The following is a 21449-nucleotide window of genomic DNA, read 5'->3' as shown; positions in this document are numbered from 1 at the left end:
AGTCATCACCACTCCCACAATTCCCATGTCAAAAACACCTACTCATCTCACCAGTCAGCACACTCCCGACGAAACGACTAATAACACTCCCTCGTCAGCTGAAACCACAGAAGAGGCAACCACCGATGAAACAGTCTGCCCTGAATGCGGTGGAGAGGTCCTCGCTGATAAAACACATGGAGAACGCATCTGCGAAACATGTGGTCTCGTCGTTGATGAAGACGGAATCGATCGTGGGCCTGAATGGCGTGCATTCAGCCATCAAGAACGCCAAGACCGGAGTCGTGTTGGGTCTCCCACGACAAACCTTCAGCACGACAAGGGACTCTCTACGAATATTTCTTGGCAAAACAAGGATGCACGAGGCCAATCTCTAAGCAGTAAGCAACGCGCGAAGATGCAGCGGCTTCGCAAATGGAATGAACGATTTCGAACGCAGAATTCGAGACAACGTGCACAAAAACAAGCGAATAATGAGATTCAACGAATGGGAAGTGCTCTCGGCATCCCAAAAGACGCACAGGAAACCGCAGCAATGCTCTATGAGCGCGCCTCAGAAGCAGAAACTGTCATTGGCCGATCTATTGAAGGCGTAGCAACAGCGTGCCTGTATGGTGCAGCGAGAATGCATGGAACACCCCGACCACTTGACCAACTCGTTCCAGTGAGTCGTGTTGAACGGCTGCACATTGCGCGATGTTTCACACAACTCAAGCAAGATCTAAATCTCTCATTTGAGCCAGTGAACCCGAAAGAGTACGTCCCACAAATCATCAACGACATCCCATCTACTCTCCCAGCGCGCGCTGAAAAGATTGCGCGTGAACTATCGGAAGCTGCGTTCCACTCTACAGTTGGCAGCGGGAAGAAACCAACTGTGGTTGCTGGAGCAGCGATCTACGCTGCAAGCCTCATCATCGGCAAGAAAATCACGCAACGTGAAGTTGCTGATGCAGCTGACATCACGGCAGTAAGCATCCGGAATCTCTATCAGGAACTCATCGGATTAAGAGATGACCACGAGAACAAGACTGATAGCTCTACTTCCTCCACTCTCACCACCCAGAGGTCCAAGCCAACTGAGACGAGCAAGGAACCAGCGAGCAAACCCACTGAATCAAACAGTAGCACTAACGCCTCTCAGCCTAACGCCAATACTAGTAGCGAGTCTCTTGAATGCCCAGAATGTGGTGATTCGGATTTCAAAAACAAACGAGGTCGCAATATCCATATCTCAAGGGTTCATGGGAGTGAGCAAATTCCTACGAGTGAAGAAAACACCAATACTGCTTCCAACGTTAATTTCGATCACGAACTTGCCTGCCCAAAGTGTGGACGGTATGATTTCGAGGGGAAAAATGGGCGGAACAAGCACATTGGAATAATGCATGGGAGTGAACACATCCCTGATGAGAATTAACTGCTCACCAACGTTGTGAATGGTTTTTGCTGGTCCGGGCATCAAGACCGAGTAGAGTTAGCTTGTGGATACCTCACGTTTAAGTATATGCTTCCAATATGTGTACCCACACCGAAGAAATCACAGTAAGACGCGCGCTCGCCATTCAAACACAGTGAAGCGAGCGCGCTGTCACCAGTACCAATACCACTCCCGCTCACCATGTCTTCAAATTCATCCTCTAACCAACCACCGGAATCGAATAACACACAAACACAGTCCGTATTTGAATCCTTACAACCTGCACCAGCCCAAGAACTGGCTGACTCACTCCGACGCGGCCTTCGGACAATCAGCACCTGTGTAGTCCAAACAGAACTCCCCACTTCTGTTGGTGAAACCGCTGCCATGCTCTTCCGTAATGCCCATCAGAACGAAGTCTTGCAAGGCCGAAACACAAACTCTGTCGCTGGCGCAGCCTTCCATCTGGCAACACGCATCGAGCACACCCCAGTGAAAAAATCAGAAATTCACACCATTCTAACGTCTCTCCCAGAATATTCACGGCCGAAACAACAACTCGCACGCGACAGTAAACACCTCCAAAAAGTCCTGGAAATTCCCGTGCCGAGCGCATCGCCAGATGAATACATCCCCTCTTTCATCACCGATCTCCAGGAACGCGGCGTCCTCAAGAAGGAGGACGCCACCGAAGTTGAAACCCGTGCAGTTGAACTCCTAAAAGAAACCCCGGATACTGTCATTACTGGGAAAGCACCAAGTGGTGTGGCTGCAAGCGCAATCTACGCCGCAGCATTACTCTGTAACGCTAACAAAAACCTCACTCAAGACGATGTGAGTGAGGTTGCAGACATTTCAACTGTCACAATCCGTAAAACATACCAAGAACTCCTAGAAGAACTCTGAGAACCGCGGAATCACTGGTTTTTAGTGGATTGACCCGCAATCATGGGTTACGCGTCGCGCGCACGCGCACGCACAACCCGCACCGCACCGATCACTAACAACACCGCGAAACCCGCTGTGCTCGGGCGCCATCACATCTACTGAAGCGCCCGAGCACAGCACTTCACCCAGGACTGGCGGGCCACGAAATCCACCACCGCCACAAAATCAGCTCAGTACATCACTCATGTCCGACAATCGACAACACCTTCGGACCCGCACACGCACCGACTCATCTTCATCGTCACGTCAACAGACACACGACGAACACTCAACAACCGAAGAAACTGAAAACGAAAACGACACCACATCCTGCCCAGAATGCGACGGAGATCTCATCATCAACGAAGGTCGTGGTGAACGCACTTGCAGTGACTGCGGTCTCGTCATCGAAGAAAACCGCATCGACCACGGCCCAGAATGGCGCGCTTTCAACCAACAAGAAAAAGACCAGAAGAGCCGCGTCGGATCTCCAACGACGAAAATGATGCACGATGACGGGCTCTCAACAAACATCGACTGGCGTGACAAAGACGCGAGAGGGAATTCTCTCTCCAGCAATCAGCGCCAGAAAATGAAGCGCCTCCGAAAATGGAATGAACGATTCCGGACGCGTGACTCTCAAGAGCGCAACCTGAAACAGGCACTTGGAGAAATTGACCGGATGGCCTCAGCACTCGGCATTCCAGACACCACTCGAGAAAACGCATCTGTAATCTATCGTCGCGCCCTCAACGAAGAACTTCTCCCAGGTCGTAGTATCGAAGGAATCGCCACAGCGGCACTCTACGCTGCCGCACGAATCGACGAGAAACCCCGCACCCTCGATGAACTCACAACTGTTGCACGCGTCGATCGGCAAGAAATTCGACGCGCCTACCGATACATCGTCAAAGAACTAAAACTCGAAGTCCAACCAGCAGACCCGATGGAATACCTCCCTCGGTTCGGCAGCAACATCAACGCGTCAAATCGCGTTGAAGAGGAAGCCCGCATCCTCATTAATCACATCACTGATGCCGGGATGCACAGCGGGAAAGCACCAACCGGCATCGCAGCAGCGTCACTCTACTTTGGAAGTGTTCTCGCCAACGAAGACCATACACAGAGTGAAATCGCTGAAGAATGCAACATCAGCGAAGTCACCATCCGGAAACGCTGCCAGGAACTGATGGAAGAAGCCCACATCACCTGGCTAACTGACTAGCACTCACTTCAGATCATGGGTGAATCAATTGAAGCGAAAGCGAAAGCCACTGCTGAAGCTGTGCTCCATCAAGTTGGGCAAACAAAACCTTTCGGCGGTCCTGACTGGTACCAATCCGAAGGCTGGCCGATATACGCAGCAATGCGACGCCATACTATCTCCGCAATCCTCGACGCAGCCAACAGAGACTAATTTTTTGCCACAAGGAACCCGACGCCGTCGTCGCTGGATGTGGAAACTCACGCTGCCCGCACAGCACGACACGAACGGGTAGCACCGCGACACTTTGCTTGTGTCGCGGAAGCACTATAGACCCCAGAACTGCACCACTACAACAACATCTGACTCTACCGGGCACCGCGACTTTCCACATCCAACGACAACGACGTCTTCTGCATCCCGTCGACGGCTTGGCGGTCGTCCTCGGGGCTGCTCCACGGCCGTAGGTCAGCAAATGCCAACATGTGACCAGCACAGCCGTGGGTGCGGCGCGCAAACACGCGAGGGTGAGCGCGCCGCAACCCACGGCCCTGCCCGGTGGAGCAACCGGGCGGGACGTGAAGACACCACTGCAACACGGCACACACCACTTACGATGCTCTGGCACTCTCCAACCAACGTCGTCTTCTTTTTCCGCAATGCGCGAGCTAGGATGCCCGTGAGCTTCCGCGGACAGCACCAACACCTGAGTGGCCGTGCCGTAGCAAACAGTTCCTCCGAGATCAGTGTTCCTGCGAAGATCTTTCCGCAACAGCAAACAGCGGTCTGTACGCAGCTAGCCACGCCGAGCCGATCACCAGCAACAAACGACACCGGTAAACCGCTATCTACGATATGCACAGCAGCAACTACGGCAATCAACAGAGCGTCAACGGAGGTCCCCGCGGCGGTAACCCACAGGCAACGAACACAACAACAACGGGAGCGGCAACGGCAGTGGCAACGACGGCGGCCGACGACAGATGCGGTACGGGGCAAGACGGCGGTGACGACAGTGACCGTGCGAGAAAGGCATACAACGGTGGTGCCACGAACAGGCAAGAGGAGCCACGGTTGCGGAGTGGCGCTGGTATGCAGGTGCGGGTGACGACGCCGTCACCGTGGAACAGCAAGGCCGCGGTAGCGCGCCAGCCCGGACTTTCCGGGCTGCGCAATGCGCCGGCCGCCGCGACTCAGCGTCACTCGCAGTGCAGAAAAGACACTGACAGTGACGGTCTTTTTGCCACGAATCCATCTCCAATCACTCGGAGGATCACGGCAACGAGGCACGGCGGGCGGCAGTCATTTTCAAGTGACCGCCCGCCGTGCGTGGAAACACTCCCAAATACGCACTTCATTCGGGAAATCCGTAGATTTACGCCGCTTCCACGTCACAGCTAAGACACCCACCTAACCCAATTATCCATGTTCAATTTCGACCAGGAAGACCGCGACCGAATCACTCAACTTTTGGAACTAGTCGGCGCTAAAGGCACAATCCGTGAACAAACTCACGACGACAACACACGTCTTGAAATCACGGTGAACGAAACTGCTGACTGGCGTCGTACACTCAACAAGAACAACGACTACAACCCTGCACAGTTAGTTGACTACGAGATTCACCAAGAGGGCGAACTCCTCTCTCTGCTCTCTAGTAACGGGTACGAATTCCGTGTTGAACCACGGTTTGAGGTGCCAACACGCATATTCATCACTGGGTTCGATACCACTCATGAGGCGGAATATCAGGATCTCTACGTGCCGAGTAACATTGAAACCCGATATCAAACACACGCCACAGAGACGACGTCGCCAGCAGAACTCGATGTCGGTGACACAATTATCGACCCGAAGACGGGTGCCGAAGTTACTGTTCTCAATGTCCACGAAGCAGATGCCCAGACATTCATCCTCGCAGTCGGAGAATCGTCCACTGACGAGTTCATTGGACAGCGCGAATTCCAGAACACCGACAGCGTCGCTCTCCCAGATAACGCGTAACGGCTCATAATTAACCGCTTGCAACCCTTCTTTCAATGGCACAATCAGCACACTCTTCTACAGCGTCCGAACTCGCATCAGCCACCAACAAAAGTCCGTACACGCCAAATCGCATCCGTGATGACTTGACTTGGTACACTAACCATGTCCAACCCGGGACGTGGCTCCTCGATACGTGGCACAACACACTGTACGTGGTGACAGCAACTGATTTTGAAACGTCGCACACCATCACGGTGCAAACTGGTCCACAGGTCACACTCACCACGGGTGAACAGCATGACGCTGCGGCAGCGCCTTCATCTGATTTTCTCGATGCTCCGCGGCAGTCCCACGTCGGAACAAAGCACATTAGCGATGTGGCTGGCGCACTTGAACTCGGAGAACTCATCCCAATCCCAGATGACCAACTCTTGGTGTGTGATGGATACTGCGTGTTAAATCGCGGTTCATACGCTTACGTGTATGAGCAGGGGACGACTCCATCTGTGATTTCGGCGGCAGCCGATTCCATCACTCGAGACCCAGTCAATAACGTTTCTCTTCCGGATGACACCGCCTTCCTACACCCGGACCACGATACTGTCCCGTTCAGTGTTGGGGAGGAAGAATCTACGTATCCATACGCAGAGACTGACGTTGAAACACATTATTTCGATGTCGGTGAGTTCAAGAAAGAGACGTTTGAAGATGCAACGATTCTACGGTGGGTGCGTGAACAAATTGATGATGGCGATCGTGTGTTGAATGCAACTGCCGGATTCACTCCGGTGTTCAGTGAGGAAGAATGCGCTGAGCGTGACATTGAGATAGTTAGGAACGACATTAACCCGGACCGTGAGGCGGATTACCACCTGGATGTCGCCGCATTAACGACAGAACTCACGGAAGCTGAACAGTTTGATGTCATCATTTTCGATCCTCCATGGTCCCTGTACCAATCCAATCTGCGGTATGATGGGTATCATGTTCACACAACGACAAATGAATATAGTGTGGAGTTTCTTCCCGGGAATCTCCCGTTCACACCGTACCAGCTGGAAGATGTAGAGGCGGATAGCGATACTGGCCAACAGCAAGCGCAACTTGGCGGATTCGACACCAACGGTGACGTGACTACTATTGAAGGCTACGACAAGAATCAACTCGGGCACGCGTCTCTCGCCAAGCAAAACTTCGACTTCTTGTTGAAACCAGGCGGGTCGTTTATCGAATTCACATTCCACGGGACGTCAATGCCGGGGCGTCTCGGATACAATCGCATAGAACGGAATATTTTCGATCCATTCGGTGAAGCAAAAGCAGTTATCGGATGCGTCGATGAGAAACCAACGCCAAAGTGATTTCTTGAATTCCTAGGTGCTGGTGTGCAACGCGCCCAGACAAGAGGGCGAAGCGTTGCACACCAGCCACCCTTACCACTTTACCACAGAGATCACTACCACCACACATGTCCCGTTCTAGCTCCCCTTCCGACGACTTGCCATCGACGAATGAATACACAGGATCGTTCGATTTCAACCCTCGCGCTTCCAATTTTCTCACCAACAACATGGACTCCATGGTTGACGCCATGGAACCAGATCCATCAGCACGTGACGAGACACTCCAGAACGAGCTATCACTCCAGATGTGGAAACAAGACGCTGAACGCATCCCACACAGCGTGTTGACGCCGAAGCCACTCACGGTCGCTAACCTCTACAATCACCTCAAACACGATTCGCCGTGGCCACTCAATGACATCACAGTTTGGGTGCACTGTGAATCTGAAGAAATCGAAGAAACCAGCATTGGGCAGTACAAGGATGATGTCCCAGGCTACATCTTGCGGTTCTCAATTGAGAAAGCGGATAATCCACTCATCAAAGTCCAACTCGTCCCTGATCAATCTGATACCGGCTTCAGCTGGTACGTAAAACCAAATCAGGAGATCATTTCCAAGGATAGTGAACTCCATCTCAGTCAAGCACGCCGTCTCAAACGTCTGCGGGAAAGTTCTAACCCGGAGGATATCTTGATTCTCCCACAGCAGATGCTAACGGCAAGCCATTTCCTCGAGCGAGATCTCATTGATGATGAAATCACACCCACTCCTGACGAGTGGGTGACAACGGCTTGCAAGCAATCCTCTGAATCAGAATTTCTTCTCCCACGGTACGATGCGACATTCGTTCATGACTCGGGGGCCGTGCTTGAGGTTGAAGGGCTCCCACCAACGGCCGCAGAACGTGAGGAAGCAAATAGTACGATGGAAGCGATGGTTAGTGGTTCCATGGGTGGCCCGCAACCTGAGCCCGTAGGGACAGCTGTACCATCAGCAACTGGGACTACCAACAATGACGAGTCCACGGATGACCCTGATCACAAAATCACGTTACACTTCGGTACTGACAGTGCTGAAGAGTTCATCAAAGCTCAGTATGGGTGGAAAGTCACCGGTAATGAGATCTACCGAATCATGCGGATGATTCGAGACAATCTTTGACGTCCTCCCACGACTGAAGTCGTGGGACTCCTCCGTGAGACCTCCCGGATGGAGGGCTCCGGCTGTCAGCTTGCGGGTTCGCTGATGCGTCTTCGGCCCTCTCGGTGAGGGTGTGGCGTGTTCAGTGTATCCGCTCGACGTACCCCGCCCGACAGGGCGTGGGTCTCACGGGCGTTCAGCACCGTGAGCAGCGGGCCGCGCCATCGGCCCGACCACGCGGTTTCAGCCACCGTGGCGTGGTCGTAGGGTGACATGCCAACCGCTGCTGGTTGGGCTGCGAAGGTGTGTGAGTGTGAGTGGTGAGACCGAATCGTCGCCATCTTGAGCATGACCCGGTTCCCCGCAGCAGCATGTCGCATGTCCACTCCAATCAACACGACAGACAAACATAAAGAATCGGATTTTCATCCCACGACTAAAGTCGTGGGCATTCAATCACTCACTACGTGTAATCCCGAGCTTTCATCCGAATCACACTCTTTTCCGATAGTGCAAACCGCACAGTGCGCGGGCGCCGGGTAACACTCTCAGGTAGACCCGGCGCCGCGCACACCACCCGGGAGAGTACACCCACCGAGACAGCAACTCAGTACCTATGTCACAAAATCAACCCCTCACCGATTTCAAGACAGTTGGACAGCCAACGTCCCTCCCCGACTTAGAGGTGGAAACACCGTCCGAAATTGTTGATACATTCCGCGACCTTGAGTCGTGGCAGCATCGCATTACTATCAATTCGGACACTCCACAACTACTCGTTGGCGGTCGTGCAAACCATTCCAACGCAGACACCGAATATTACCTGTACTACTTACCGGCTGACCGTCTTCATCATGGCGTCGCTGGAGTTCTCGGTCTCGAACGCCGATTCGATGGCCCGACGACAGTCGGGTTTCTTCCCGCGAAAACCACGCCAGCTGACGAGATGGATGGCTCTGAAGCCGTCTTCGAAAACGCGATCGTAGAACCCGTTACTGACCTGCAAGTGCAAACTGACAGGCAGACCGAAGCGCTTGACACCATCATCGATCAGATACGCACTGAGTTAACTGGGGCAGACTGGTCAAGCGGTCGGCCTGAACTCGATACCGGCCAATACGGGTACGGTCACTGGACGGATGCGATGAATAAACTCCGAAAGTTCGCCAATAATCACGAGCTCCCGTACCATCTTCCGAACGGGTACTTGGATGGCTCAGCAATGCACGGTATCGCTCGGTACCCTGGTGACACCGCGAAACTGCTTTCGCAGGCTGGACTTCGCCTGGATCGGAGTGATACTGACCCGTTCGACGGTGATGAGACTCCTGCGGGGAACATCAAACAGCGGTTTAAGCGAGATCGCATCCCATTGAATCGGGCGACAACCAGTCCGTTCGTGCTTCGGCGATTGCTTCTGGATTACGCTGCGCATCATCTCGATCACGACTCGCACTCGGCTGATGTGACTTCCTCAATCATACAGGAGTGATTCAGTATGCCAACAGAAACAAACACTGCGGATGGTGTTGAGGCGAATCAACTCCCGGAATTCAATCTGTTCAAGATTGATTGGGAGATCAATGAACTGGACGAGGACCAGTACATCTTCGCTGAAACGAATGAAGGTCAACAAGTTCGGAGTGTCCTCTTCGATACTGTGTCGAAGTTCAATGACCGGGTGTACTACCTGAAACGCGATGGGAGTACCATTGCTCGTATAGACACCATGGGGACAACCAGCGCTACGTACACACCGTTGATTGCACTTACTGATTGACGTCCTCCCCGCCCTGAAGGGCGAGGACTCCTCCACTTCCTGTAACGAGCACGGATTACTAAGTGGTTTTCTTCGGTGTAGTAGCCGGCGCGCCACGCACTTTGGAGTAGAGCGCGCCGGCCACACCACCCATCCCGGGCGTCTCACATCCCACAGAATCATGAGTGCAACTCCAACTGAAGAACCGACTCTCCCGGAGATTGACGACTGTATCGCCGGACACATGGACGAATCGTTCAGTGTTGAGATGTATCCTAACCGTGACGAGTACGACCTAGATGCGTTGAATTATCGGTCGTTCGCGCGAGAGCTTGCTAGTGACTACCTGGATAACGGCGGATTCGAAGATTCGCGGTTCATCAACAAGCACATCGCCACAGTTGCTCGGCAGGCGCTTGAGCAGGAACCGGATGAGTTGCGTGATGATCTCACGTTGACGACCACGCGGTACAACGAACGCATTATCTTAGAGCTGCGTGGGTATCGGAATCCGGTGAACATCGGGAGTTTCGCGTACGATTTCCGGTGTGACCTGCCGATGGGGCTTACTGACCAGCGTCGAGAATTCAAGAACGAATTCCGCCGGCTCTTCGGGATGTACGTCCGACGAGTCATCCACGCTGTCCATAAAGCAATGGCGGGCAACGGGATTCTGCCGCGCGCATAACTGAGCCACACGGACTTTCCAATCACAATCATGTCTTCCAACGAACGCACATCCAGCGATTACGGTGAGGTACCGCCAAGCGAAATAAAAATCAAGCACATCGAATCGATGACCGAGATCACGATGTCTATCTCAGCGCGTGTTCCAATACCAGTAACGCATCAAGAGCTCGTCGACGCCGCATACGACGTGCTACGTGGAGCACTCAAACTGCATCGTGACAATGTCGCATCTCACATCGCTGACCAGCCAAATTCGGATGCCACAGTGGATGTCATTCTCGGGATGCGAGGATATACTTGCTCGCAGTGGCATCATGAAGATAATCCAAGTGGAATCAAACAAAGTGTTATTGGCGACATGCAGAACCGCCTCAACGAATCCGATCTTAACTGGGATGATGTCACGTTCAAAGCTGAACTGGGGGAAATGCATGACGTTAACGCAATGACTGGCGCAGAACTCCTCGATGAACTAGAAGCACCATCGGAAACCCCAATAATTGAGGACTCTGCATCAACTGACAAAACAGAGGATTCCGGGTTGCTCAAATGCCCTGATTGCGGTGAAGAACGATTCAGTATCATCCTGAACGAAGTGTACTTCGGGCACATCCAACCTGGAGGTGATGAAGTTACACCATATTTCGAATCTCAGAAACGCGGTGATCACGTGGAAACCGCACCAACGTGCCGTGACAATAACGGGAATGACATCGTCTTCTGCGTTGGGTGTGAACATGAATATGCCATCACTGAAGATGGCCTCAAACACGTTACCGAAGCAAGTCAAACAGTCGTTCCAAAAGATGCCTTAGACACTGTTCTAGAGTTTGTCCGGAGTGATCCCGCACTCGATACTGCTCCAAAGAAGTCAGACGTCCCCGATGCTATCACTCGTCTCAATAACGCTCTTCACAACGAATAACAACACAACAATACTACTACCTACTATGTCCGAAACAGAATCCACACCATCTGAACGCGCATATGAGTCAGTCGAATCGCTTCGTGATGCTATCGCCAGTTACATTGAGGAAATCAAACCACGGCTTGATGATCAAGTCATTGAGATGGTCTCAATGGATGTCGAAGCAGAAGATAACCGTGTAACGATCACTATCAATGAGACAGACGGTGCTGAGGTACTGCCACCAACAAGTGGGACATGGGGTGTAACCCCGGTTGAACGGATGCACGATGTTGTTGTAGATGCGATTCAATCTGCTGGTCGTCTCACCGAATATGACGTGCATCCGATGGACGCAGACGGGACTCGTGCGGTGATGATAGCACCACTGCGAGATAATTTCACCGACCAGTAACACCTCTCACACCCAATTCACGCTTTAAAATGACAGAGCAACCTGACACGTCTGACAGTAACGTTCCTGAAAGTTTTGCGCCCCCCGCTGACCGTCGCATCCTCAGTGACACTGCCGACCCTGACGTCTCTCTTGAAGATGACGCCGGACTCATATTCGGTGATAGTCGCCTTCAAATCGGGGTGTCTGATGGTGAAGGTGAAATCACCCTCACTACAATAGATGAAAACGCATACACGTTCACCGTGCCGAAAACCGAAATTGAGGCATTCCTTGCTGCGCGGAATGAAGACACGCCGCCGTTGCCAACTCCTCCAGAAGACATCGAAGAGGACGTTGAACCACCAACTGACTGGGATGGCGGTCACGTCCGACATACTGGTGGTGGGATTTTCTGCCGAGAATTCTCTCGGGAATACCCCGACCACGATGTGCGCGTCGAAGTCGCGTACAATGCAGATACGCCAAATGGCGTGAGCATTGGTGCATACGCACTTGAGGACAACGCGTGGCTCGGCGAAATTGACCACGAAACGATCGACGAACACACAGACAGAAACGCGCTCAGCACAGCACGTGATCTTATTCAACGAGTTAACACCGGAGTATACGACGATGAAATCGCTGCAATGACTCCTGAGACTTAAGTTTCAACAACTTCCGCTTGACCACTTGTCTCCTCAACTTCCGTGACCTGGACTGTTGCCTCAATCGTCGCCAACTCACGGTTCACGAACAATACGAACCCATTCTTGGTTTTGCAAACTGCTTCACCGCGCTCAGTTTCATCAACAACATCCACTTCAACGACATCACCAACCTCAGGTTTCCCACCAAGTGGTTCTCCACAACGCCAACACTCAGTATCGTACTCTACAGTATCTGCTGGAGCATTGCGCGCACCACATCCCTCTTTTTCACACCGTAAGAACGAATCATGTTCGCGCGGATTGTAGCGTCCCATACCGGTATCACTCATCCGAGAAATAAAAAGGATGCCGACAACGTGAACTGCATGCTGGCTGCGTAGCGCGGCGGTCCAACAGGAGATGTGAGGCCGCCGCGCACCACCACACCCTCAAGTTCCCTCATGCCGAATTCCACAACAATGTCCGACACTGATACAACAACCGGTGACAGCAATAGTATTGGTCCAGATGGGCCGCGTCTATTCACGCCCATCACAGAACACCCACTCCCGTTCTCACAAGACGGTGTCGATGAGTTGGTTGAGACGAATCCAATGTTGGACAGCGAAGAAGACAGTGACCTCTCAGTCGATGCGCTTCACGAAGAATACGTGAATCGCATCGCCCAAACTGATGAGTGGGTTGTCTTCCGTGTGATGTTGTACGGGTTCGAGAGTAATATCTACGTCTGGAATCAAAGTCTCGGTGAAGGATTCCGATTCACTACCGATGAGTGGGCGTTCGGGAATCTCATTGAGGTCCTCTCACTTGTTCAGGAAGCCGACGAGGAACGACAGCCGTCAGTAGATCCTATCGAGCCAAACACGCGGTATGGGTGCCCGTACTGCCCAGAGGTCGATGGTGAGGACTTATCATCAGGAACGCGTCCGTCCGGGTCAACTCGGCAGTCCTGCCCGAATTGCGGCCGAACCCGCACTATCGGGTAACATAGGACACTACCAACTGGACAACGACCCAATATTCAATACGATCGTCACGCAATAACTAGCAAGTCCATACAAGCTGTAACTCATTCAATTTCACCTTCCATCACTATGACTAACAACCCAACAATACCTGACTTGGACGAAGACACAACCATCAGCGAATTCCTTGAAACACCGCCGTCTGGAGCAGAAGACTTGCGAAAGCAAATTGAGGACATCACATTTGATGCTCCGTCATTCCCAGTGTTTTCCCAACAATCAGCTGACGAAGTGGAGCGTAACATGAATAGTGCAATTCAAACCGTTGAAACACTCCTTGAGGGCGCATACAAACAGGAATTTATCACACCTGACCAACTCTCAGAACTCCAAGAAAGTCTTCAGGAGAACTTCTCTACACTCCAAGATCGGAGTGTTTTCATTGAAGACCTTCGTCAGCAATTTGGAGCTCCTATTCTGGATCAAACCGATCGGAATAATCTCCGTGATGAATTGCTTCGTCGAATTGGGTACCAACTTAACGAACCGCGTGATGAACGGCTCAACATAGATGTTATTATTGCTAACACGTTAGACACTGTCTCCTATCGGGCTACTCGTGATACTGCACGCGAATTCTGCGATGAGTTTGCGAAACCCCGAATGAATCAACCACAACGCGACTGACATTTTCTTGCGCTCAAAGTAAACACAATCACTAGGTTTCACCCCATCGAATCTATCTTGATACAGTGAGAGAATCCCTGGTAAACTATGATGCGTTCGCAACAGGCAGTTTCTGAAGCAACAGCGTCTAAAATCCGTGGTCGGGACTGGGATGTTGCAACTGCACGATCACATCTCACATGGGATGGTGATACTGGAGCATCCACGCTGTCTGGTGTAGAAATCGAATTCGAATGCACTAAGCGCGGTTCTGAAACCGTGCTGAACGTGTATCATTTCTGGCTAGACGAAAAACTCCGTGGGTATGGAATCGCGCGCTGTATGCATGATGCACTGCTCGAAATCGCGGATGAGGCAGATATAGATCGCGTTCTGGTGACGGTGCAGGCCTCGTCGTCGCGTGTGGAACGGTTCTTGCGGCGTGCAGGGTACGAGCTTCTTGGCCCGTACCCGCATCGACGATACGACAACCCGATTATCGAAGGCGAACTCTCGTTGTAATACTGTCTGGGCGCGGCGGCCCGACCGGAACACGTAGAGGCCGCCGCGCCACGACGGTCCCTGGAAACAACAACTATGTACGCTGTTATTGATACTGCGGACGAGTCGAACGACGCACCGGTGTATCCATCACGACCAGCTGCGCAGGATGCAGCAGCTGCGGAAACCGAAGAAGTCGTTGAGCTCACCACAACGATCGAGTCGGATTATCCGGATGCCATCCTGGAAGGGTTAGCAAAAGGCGCTAACACGGGTGCGCTCACTCGTGGAAATCATCTCGATGCAACGCTGGAGAATCTGCATCCGCATCTCCAGCAAGTGGTCTTCGATGAGTTCGTCGTCCCGCTCCTCTTTGCATACACTAGTGTTGGGCACTCTGACGCACGCAACGAACGTGCTCTCAGCGTTGCTGACGATCTCGTCGACGCACTTCCTGATGAATATCAAGACGATTGACTTCCTCCCCGTTCTAATTGGTGATTTAACGTCAGGAAAACACCGTTCAGTGCGCGGCGGCCCGTAAACATCGAATAGAGGCCGCCGCGCACGCGGTTTCCCCAACTTCGAACTCCCGAAACAAGACTCTACAATCATGGCTCAACGTAATCAAGCACTCTTCGACGGCGAAATCAAGGCTGCTGCTCGTGAACGCGTTATTGACGAGCACGAACTTGATCCAGATGCTGAAACCAACGATGCTGGTCCCGGCGTGGATGACCTATACGATGCTGAATGGATGGACGGATTCGCACACGGCGACCCGGAGAATCCAAATCACATCCTTCACCACGACGAGGTCCTCTGTGACACCGTTGACAAAGGCGTGCTGACAGTACCAACGAAAATGTTCAAACATACGCGAGAATCGTTACTGCACCCGAAAACCAAGATGCAAACACCAGAGCGGTACTGTCAGCACTGTCTTGAAAAATTCCGTGAATTGTACGACTTCACACTGGATGAAGCGGATCTTCGGTGTCCAGACTGCGGATCACAAGCACAGGCTGTCATCGACCCAAAACACGGCGTGATTAAATGCAAACGCTGTAACACCCCCTCCAAGAGTATCTGAGAATTCCAACACCGGTGTTCATTCAACAACTGCAACCAGCCACTTCTGAATTCCTACACCATGTCAAAATCAAACTCAAATTCAACGCAAATTTCGCTTGGTGATGTATCGTATAATGATGAATACACCCTCCCTGAAGTAGACGACACTCGCATCATTGAAACAATTGAAACGTCGGACGACCTCTACGACTGTAGTAGAGGAGATGTCCTCTGGATAAAAGGTGTAGAATACGTCGTCTTGGACCGATCATTCGGGTTCTTCCATAATCCTCTCCTAGCTGTCGGTGAAGACGGCACACAAGGTCGTCTTATCGGTGGGGTGATTAAACAGCAGTCGGATATCGCTGGAGTTGCTTGGGGTGATACAATCCCGGATGATGCTGATGAGATGTCCAGTGAACATCTCATCACACGATTCAAGCACGTTGAAAAACTCGACGAAAATCGACTGGATCTCATCCACAAATGGACGCCAGATGCATCATCTCGGGAATGCCCGAATTGCGGGAAGTCTTCAGGGAAACCTATCCGGATTGAACGACAGGCGAACACTGCTATCGAAATCAGATTCTGTCGCACAGGGTGTCATCACTTGTATCGATATGTTCGTGATTTCCCATCTGGTGATGAAAAAACGGTGCTGTTGGAGCGCGGGTCGAAAGGTGCGTCCCCGAAACCGCGACAAATAGCAGGCGTATTCCGTGCAGAAGAGCAAGACGATTTCAAATTCCCACTGGACACGCATGATGGGCGTGACGATGGATTTTGGACGGCTAGTGAAATCGCTGATTTCCTTAATCCGAAAATGTGCGGCGTAGACCGACAGGGTGTCGTCTCCATTGAGGAGCAAAAACGCCGACCAGGACGAAAAATTGAGTGGAAGGACGCGCCCGGATACAAAGCTGATATGCGGATCACTTTCCGAGAAGTCATTGACCGCCCGGCAAAGGGCGCTCAGTATCAAGATGCATTACGTCGATTCCCATCCGATACAGCTTGGAAACTCCTAGATAACCCAGAAATGAACCTTTGGGACATCGAATATCTCAACATTCCAGACCGTCTCCGGTACGAAATTGCACTTCACCGCCTCAACAGTGACACGCTAACTCACGTACTCAACCTACCTTAAGGTGGCCAACCTTCGTTTCTTTTTGCCGTCTCCTGCATTCTGAAAAACTCCTAGTGAAAAGCGGCGCGCACCCATGGTCGAGTGCACGACGTCGCAACGACGTCGTGCGATTTCATCAGTTCTGTGAACGCCAATTTCGGAAGGTGCGCGCCGCGAACCCGAGACATCCAACTGCGGTTCGCGGGCGCGTTCCCCGCGCCGTAGTGATACAAATGCACGACTCAGAGTCATCGACACGACCGAGTAGCACGCCAACTGATCTTGCGACTGTGCAATTTCATCTCCCGTCAGGTTGGGAGGTTAGCAGTTACGAAGCTGAGCCAACGCCTGCTCTCTGGATCCCACACACCGACGATGATCGACTCATCACGATCGGGCAGGACTCCCAAACTACGGCCGGGGAATACCGTGTCACGTATGGCGTTGGTGGTGAGGATCCAGCTGTGAACACTGTCTATGAGTCACTTAGTGAAGCCGTGTTTCGCGCGGAAGCCCTCGCTTGGCAACATCAATGAACTAGCATAGCGGTGGTGCCGCGCCGCGTTCTCTACCCGCGGTAAACCGCGGGAGAGAAGGCTTCCACACCAGCGAATGAAAACGTAACTCATCGTATGGGCGCGGCGCGGCGGCACGCGATACACTCTGGGTGCGGCGTGCCGCCGGCGCGACTGCGGACCCGGCGGAACGCCGTGATGGCACACAAACCGTGCCAGTGAGATTCATGGCAACTGAAGAATCAGACAGAATCGACGAGCATTCACATCCAGATGACTGCATCGGACACCTAGAGCACGACCGATACGAACAGGGACGTGGTCCACATGGCGAAGCTAACACACCTGGAATAACAAAATACATGGAATGTGACGTGTGTGGCCGTGAACACTACTATTTTTACGAACTAACAGGTGGTCCCTCTTCTGTGAAGTAACGCTCAGAGGGTGCCGCGCGTGGCCATAATCTCAAAGTGAGGCCACGCGCGGACACACACCCCTGGAACCGCAAGGGATAGTGAACCCGTCACGGCACCCGTCCCAATAATCATGAGTACCTACACAACTACCAAAGGAACACTCGTCTTTAACAACGATGCATCGTTCGATGATGCTCTCGACGTGCTTCGTGAAGGTGGCTGGATAAACGACAACGAACAGTTTGTTGACGAGGACAACAGGCCTATTATGCCGTGGTCTACTGTCCATCACGATGCGAAAGTCATCGGGATTCCATGTGCAATGTATCGGAATCTCTCAAAAGTGCTTGATAGCCTCGTGAGTTTAGCATCAGCTGCATCCATTGTTGGGTGTAACGAGGAGTCTGGAACACTCTTTCTTCAGACTGACAACGAAACGGTTCGACTCGACACAGTAGAGTGGGCAAAACTCCACGCTGGAGATGCATCTGAATTGAAATCACCCGACGATCCCAACGTCGGCACTGAAGAATTCACAACGTGGAAAGACACTGTACGCGAAGAATTCTTCACACAGCATTCAACGACCGGAATTGCAGACGTTGATGTGTTTTCAGAACCTATCACGGTGTAACCAATGACAATCCCTGAACTCCCAGCAGACTACAAGAACGTGAAACATGCTCGACTCAAAGACGCAGCACCATTCATCAAGGATGCAGTGTTCTTCAACCACCCTGAAGAAGGGTGGGTGCGCGTCCTTGATGTGATTGCTGACATTGATACCGATATCGTAGTCGCGGCGTACGCGGATGCAGCCACAGGCGAATTCCGTGGTCTGTACAAGTCGTGGTATTCTAATTCAGAAGAGCTCATCGTAGAGACAACCGCTGAATTTGTCCCCGAACACATCCATGACGCGCCTGATGAAGTCGAACCTGCTGACGATCTCGTCGCTGACCTCACTAACACCTCTTTAGAGGAATAATGTCTATCCAAGAACCTGCACTTCGTGACCGCATCGAATCCGGTGCTACTATCGAAGTACGAGCACGAACCTTTGGTGGGTTAACAACTGCTCGTGTTACGAACGCACGTGTTGAAACAGACATCTGGCCGTGGAATGCGTTCACGAACTTGGATGGTGAATCATGGGCCTTCCGTGCCTACGAACCACGTCTTGCTGAAGACGCTAACCGTGAAGCAACTTGGTACGTACTCTGTGGAGATGAACGTGCAAATATCTCATTCGGCCGAAACTGCGCTGAGAATGGCGCATTCTCGACTGTCTACTTAGACGCGTTCTCCGTCGTTTAACCGACTCAGGAACTCTTTTCTTGACACGGGTTGCCGCGCGTGCCGTTAAAATTCGATGAAGGCACGCGCGGCTCTGCATCGTTCACCCAGACCGAGCCCACCGGAGACATTCCCAAAATCAAAACACTCAGTACTATGACTGCTCACCAGACACAATCACACTTAGAATCATTTAGTGTGCCCGCTGACTCGTCAGGAAAGGAGTATAAGAACTATAAGAAAGCTGAATCTGCACCTACTAGCGATCCGCAGTCAGATCCGACCGACGACCGGTTCCCGTTCGTTGTTGATTTTCCATTTCATGGCAACGGTCGAAAATCGATTCGGCACAAATTCTATCTTGAAGACGAAGATGCAACGCTCGAAGTAAGCATCGGGATACACGACGTGTGGGCAGCTGCTGGCGCGCACGTTGATGTCGCAGTGGACTTCGGGATGCCGAACGGTCACGTCCGCATTAATCCTGGTCGTCCTGATCTCGCAGACACTGTCATTGACGGGCAGAAAACCGCTAAAGAACGTGGGATGAACGACGATACCGCAAGTACCGATTCAGAGGCGTAACCGCTCCCACACCGAGTAATACACCATACTTCACACTATGAGTTCTAGTCCCAATTACACTGCCCCAGTCGCACGTAACACCGAACCGAAACAAGAACTTTCACAGCTCACGTTCAACCATCCAAAAAACTACGTTGGGGTTCCCCTTGCTGTCACCGCAGATGCAGACACTGGGTATCTCATCAACAACCGTCTGGTGTCCATGTGTGGCCGTGCTCGAGATGGTGCAGAAGCCCTCGGTCTCATTGACTGTGATGCAAACCTCACCTCCATAGGTCGAAAATTCGTCAGTAACTGCACGGAAACGCATTCCGCGAAAGAACTACTCACACTCTTTGCTAGTCTCAAAGGGTCATCAGAACGATTTATCGACGCGATTCCTGAGCCATGTGCAACTGCCACAACCGTCGCTGTTTCCAACTATAATCGAACACAAGAAATCATCGATCTTCTTGAGAAAACAGGGCCAATCACTCTCCCACAACTACTCGATTTCGCACTCCAACACGACTACACCATCGGAGACGAATTCATCCGAGAATCCAGCGATATAGATACAACCAACCCGCAACACCACCAACTCACTCATCCTGAAAACTACTCCGGGCAAGCTGTCTATCAATTCAAAACACTCCTCTATCACAGTGGAATCCTCACTGAACGAGGTTCAGACACAACCGCACTTGTCCCCCAACAAGATCTCTGGGAGCTAGAACCACCGTTCAAACCGACTCAACGACTCGGGGGTGAACTCTAATGTCTAACAAATCATTTGACGATCTCCTCGACACTATCACCGCTTCCCGGAAGAAAAACGCTCTACAGAAAATCCTCCGTCACAACAATATCTGCAAAATCTGGATTGGCGGAACTCAAAACGACAGATACGATTATCCATACCGGCTTGTCCCCGCTGATAAAGCAACAGAACGAATCCGGGATAGTGCGCAAGAATTGATGCTTGACTCAAGCATCAATGACCCCTCACTCACAAACAGAGACGTCATCGAGAAAGCAATTGAACTCGACGTTCAGTGGGTGATTCCAAAAGACTACTGGGGTGACATTGAACGCACACACGAATCAATTATTGAATTCCTCGACCTCTATGATAACTCAGACTGCCGCGCGAAAATCATCATCCCAATGCAACCACCACACGACAAACATTACCTGAAATACGAAGATTTCTACGCTCAATTCTCTCACTTTGCAATTGGAGGCCTCAAAGACGCTGGTGCAGAAAAACAAATCAAAGCAGCAGAAACATTCCGGGACGTCGTCGGTGATCACAAATGGATTCACGGTCTCGGAATGGGATGTAGCAAGAAAATAATCAATGCCCTCCGAGAAAAAGACCCGTTCCTCGACTCAATTGATGCCGGGACCTTCGAAACTGCGCCTGGTCAATACGGGAAAGTCGCTGGAAATGACTGGATTCAACACTCATTTGATTATCCCTCTGGCGATGAGATAGCTACTCTCACTGCTATTCAAATGGAGTATCTCGCATACCAAGCCAACTATCAACTCACTCCCTTCGCCAACGAATTCAACAAAGAAAAACCAGACGAACAACCTGATCCAAACCAGAGCACTCTCTCAGAAGCATGGGAAACACCAAATAGCACAGATCAAGAAGCCTCTCAGAACAAAGTCAACGAACTTCTTTAACAATGGCTACGAATCAAAAACTCGACGTCGGGACTATGGAAACAGTGTCTGGGTGTGACAAACTCCTCTTGTTTGAGTCTCCAACTGACGTGTACTTGAAGAACTCTGGTGACATCGTTTCCGTAGATTCACTCCCGATTAGCCGTCTATGCGACGAATATGCGCAGCCAGAACCACTC

General features: G+C 51.8%; 23 protein-coding genes and 1 pseudogene. 23 read left to right on the top strand and 1 reads right to left on the bottom strand.

What is annotated here, in order from left to right; translation table 11 throughout:
- Positions 1 to 25 precede the first annotated feature (25 nt).
- The 12 genes and pseudogenes from QYL91_RS17310 to QYL91_RS17255 form a co-directional block, all read left to right on the top strand.
- Positions 26 to 1015: pseudogene (locus QYL91_RS17310) on the top strand (transcription initiation factor IIB); the annotation flags it as partial.
- Between the two features lie 606 nt (positions 1016 to 1621).
- Positions 1622 to 2326 carry a transcription initiation factor IIB family protein gene (locus tag QYL91_RS17305; protein ID WP_302083162.1) on the top strand — a complete coding sequence of 235 codons (705 nt, stop codon included), beginning with the start codon at positions 1622 to 1624 and terminating at the stop codon, positions 2324 to 2326.
- A 226-nt stretch (positions 2327 to 2552) separates the two neighbouring features.
- On the top strand, positions 2553 to 3572 hold the full coding sequence (locus QYL91_RS17300; RefSeq protein ID WP_302083160.1) for a transcription initiation factor IIB: 1020 nt from the start codon (positions 2553 to 2555) through the stop codon (positions 3570 to 3572).
- 1404 nt (positions 3573 to 4976) lie between these two features.
- The gene (locus tag QYL91_RS17295; RefSeq protein WP_302083158.1) at positions 4977 to 5555 is read left to right on the top strand and encodes a hypothetical protein; all 579 of its coding nucleotides are present in this window, start codon (positions 4977 to 4979) and stop codon (positions 5553 to 5555) included.
- 35 nt (positions 5556 to 5590) lie between these two features.
- Complete coding sequence (locus tag QYL91_RS17290; RefSeq protein ID WP_302083156.1) at positions 5591 to 6898, top strand: hypothetical protein; 1308 nt, start codon at positions 5591 to 5593, stop codon at positions 6896 to 6898.
- A gap of 107 nt (positions 6899 to 7005) precedes the next feature.
- Complete coding sequence (locus QYL91_RS17285) at positions 7006 to 8043, top strand: hypothetical protein (protein ID WP_302083154.1); 1038 nt, start codon at positions 7006 to 7008, stop codon at positions 8041 to 8043.
- A gap of 595 nt (positions 8044 to 8638) precedes the next feature.
- Complete coding sequence (locus tag QYL91_RS17280; protein ID WP_302083152.1) at positions 8639 to 9514, top strand: hypothetical protein; 876 nt, start codon at positions 8639 to 8641, stop codon at positions 9512 to 9514.
- A gap of 6 nt (positions 9515 to 9520) precedes the next feature.
- Positions 9521 to 9802, top strand: a complete 282-nt coding sequence (locus QYL91_RS17275) for a hypothetical protein (RefSeq protein ID WP_302083150.1) — start codon at positions 9521 to 9523, stop codon at positions 9800 to 9802.
- Positions 9803 to 9962: 160 nt separating this feature from the next.
- Complete coding sequence (locus QYL91_RS17270) at positions 9963 to 10469, top strand: hypothetical protein (protein ID WP_302083149.1); 507 nt, start codon at positions 9963 to 9965, stop codon at positions 10467 to 10469.
- A 30-nt stretch (positions 10470 to 10499) separates the two neighbouring features.
- Positions 10500 to 11396 (top strand): hypothetical protein, encoded by an 897-nt coding sequence (locus QYL91_RS17265; protein ID WP_302083148.1) that lies wholly within the window; start codon positions 10500 to 10502, stop codon positions 11394 to 11396.
- A 25-nt stretch (positions 11397 to 11421) separates the two neighbouring features.
- The gene (locus QYL91_RS17260; protein ID WP_302083146.1) at positions 11422 to 11793 is read left to right on the top strand and encodes a hypothetical protein; all 372 of its coding nucleotides are present in this window, start codon (positions 11422 to 11424) and stop codon (positions 11791 to 11793) included.
- A 182-nt stretch (positions 11794 to 11975) separates the two neighbouring features.
- Positions 11976 to 12440 (top strand): hypothetical protein, encoded by a 465-nt coding sequence (locus QYL91_RS17255; protein WP_302083144.1) that lies wholly within the window; start codon positions 11976 to 11978, stop codon positions 12438 to 12440.
- Here QYL91_RS17255 and QYL91_RS17250 read toward each other — a convergent pair.
- A complete protein-coding gene (locus QYL91_RS17250) occupies positions 12437 to 12757 on the bottom strand; it encodes a TRAM domain-containing protein (RefSeq protein ID WP_302083142.1) in 321 nt (106 codons plus the stop codon). The two genes, QYL91_RS17255 and QYL91_RS17250, sit on opposite strands and share 4 nt — an antisense overlap.
- Positions 12758 to 12901: 144 nt before the next feature.
- Here QYL91_RS17250 and QYL91_RS17245 point away from each other — a divergent pair, with 144 nt between their 5' ends.
- The 11 genes from QYL91_RS17245 (at position 12902) to QYL91_RS17195 (ending at position 21270) form a co-directional block, all read left to right on the top strand.
- The gene (locus tag QYL91_RS17245; protein ID WP_302083140.1) at positions 12902 to 13429 is read left to right on the top strand and encodes a hypothetical protein; all 528 of its coding nucleotides are present in this window, start codon (positions 12902 to 12904) and stop codon (positions 13427 to 13429) included.
- 108 nt (positions 13430 to 13537) lie between these two features.
- The gene (locus tag QYL91_RS17240) at positions 13538 to 14095 is read left to right on the top strand and encodes a hypothetical protein (RefSeq protein ID WP_302083138.1); all 558 of its coding nucleotides are present in this window, start codon (positions 13538 to 13540) and stop codon (positions 14093 to 14095) included.
- A gap of 87 nt (positions 14096 to 14182) precedes the next feature.
- Positions 14183 to 14596 (top strand): GNAT family N-acetyltransferase, encoded by a 414-nt coding sequence (locus QYL91_RS17235; protein ID WP_302083136.1) that lies wholly within the window; start codon positions 14183 to 14185, stop codon positions 14594 to 14596.
- 75 nt (positions 14597 to 14671) lie between these two features.
- Positions 14672 to 15052 carry a hypothetical protein gene (locus QYL91_RS17230; RefSeq protein WP_302083134.1) on the top strand — a complete coding sequence of 127 codons (381 nt, stop codon included), beginning with the start codon at positions 14672 to 14674 and terminating at the stop codon, positions 15050 to 15052.
- A gap of 136 nt (positions 15053 to 15188) precedes the next feature.
- Positions 15189 to 15668 carry a hypothetical protein gene (locus QYL91_RS17225; protein ID WP_302083132.1) on the top strand — a complete coding sequence of 160 codons (480 nt, stop codon included), beginning with the start codon at positions 15189 to 15191 and terminating at the stop codon, positions 15666 to 15668.
- A 60-nt stretch (positions 15669 to 15728) separates the two neighbouring features.
- The gene (locus tag QYL91_RS17220; RefSeq protein WP_302083130.1) at positions 15729 to 16802 is read left to right on the top strand and encodes a hypothetical protein; all 1074 of its coding nucleotides are present in this window, start codon (positions 15729 to 15731) and stop codon (positions 16800 to 16802) included.
- Between the two features lie 1043 nt (positions 16803 to 17845).
- Positions 17846 to 18349, top strand: coding sequence for a hypothetical protein (locus QYL91_RS17215; protein ID WP_302083128.1), 504 nt, complete (start codon positions 17846 to 17848; stop codon positions 18347 to 18349).
- Positions 18350 to 18352: 3 nt separating this feature from the next.
- Positions 18353 to 18703, top strand: coding sequence for a hypothetical protein (locus tag QYL91_RS17210; protein ID WP_302083126.1), 351 nt, complete (start codon positions 18353 to 18355; stop codon positions 18701 to 18703).
- Between the two features lie 368 nt (positions 18704 to 19071).
- The gene (locus QYL91_RS17205; protein ID WP_302083124.1) at positions 19072 to 19596 is read left to right on the top strand and encodes a hypothetical protein; all 525 of its coding nucleotides are present in this window, start codon (positions 19072 to 19074) and stop codon (positions 19594 to 19596) included.
- A gap of 37 nt (positions 19597 to 19633) precedes the next feature.
- Positions 19634 to 20353, top strand: coding sequence for a hypothetical protein (locus tag QYL91_RS17200; protein WP_302083123.1), 720 nt, complete (start codon positions 19634 to 19636; stop codon positions 20351 to 20353).
- Positions 20353 to 21270 carry a hypothetical protein gene (locus QYL91_RS17195; RefSeq protein WP_302083121.1) on the top strand — a complete coding sequence of 306 codons (918 nt, stop codon included), beginning with the start codon at positions 20353 to 20355 and terminating at the stop codon, positions 21268 to 21270. The genes QYL91_RS17200 and QYL91_RS17195 overlap by 1 nt, the downstream gene beginning before the upstream one ends.
- Positions 21271 to 21449: the final 179 nt, after the last annotated feature.

The organism is Salinibaculum rarum (assembly GCF_030505615.1).
Lineage (GTDB): Archaea > Halobacteriota > Halobacteria > Halobacteriales > Haloarculaceae > Salinibaculum > Salinibaculum rarum.
This window is presented reverse-complemented; position numbering and strand designations above follow the sequence as displayed.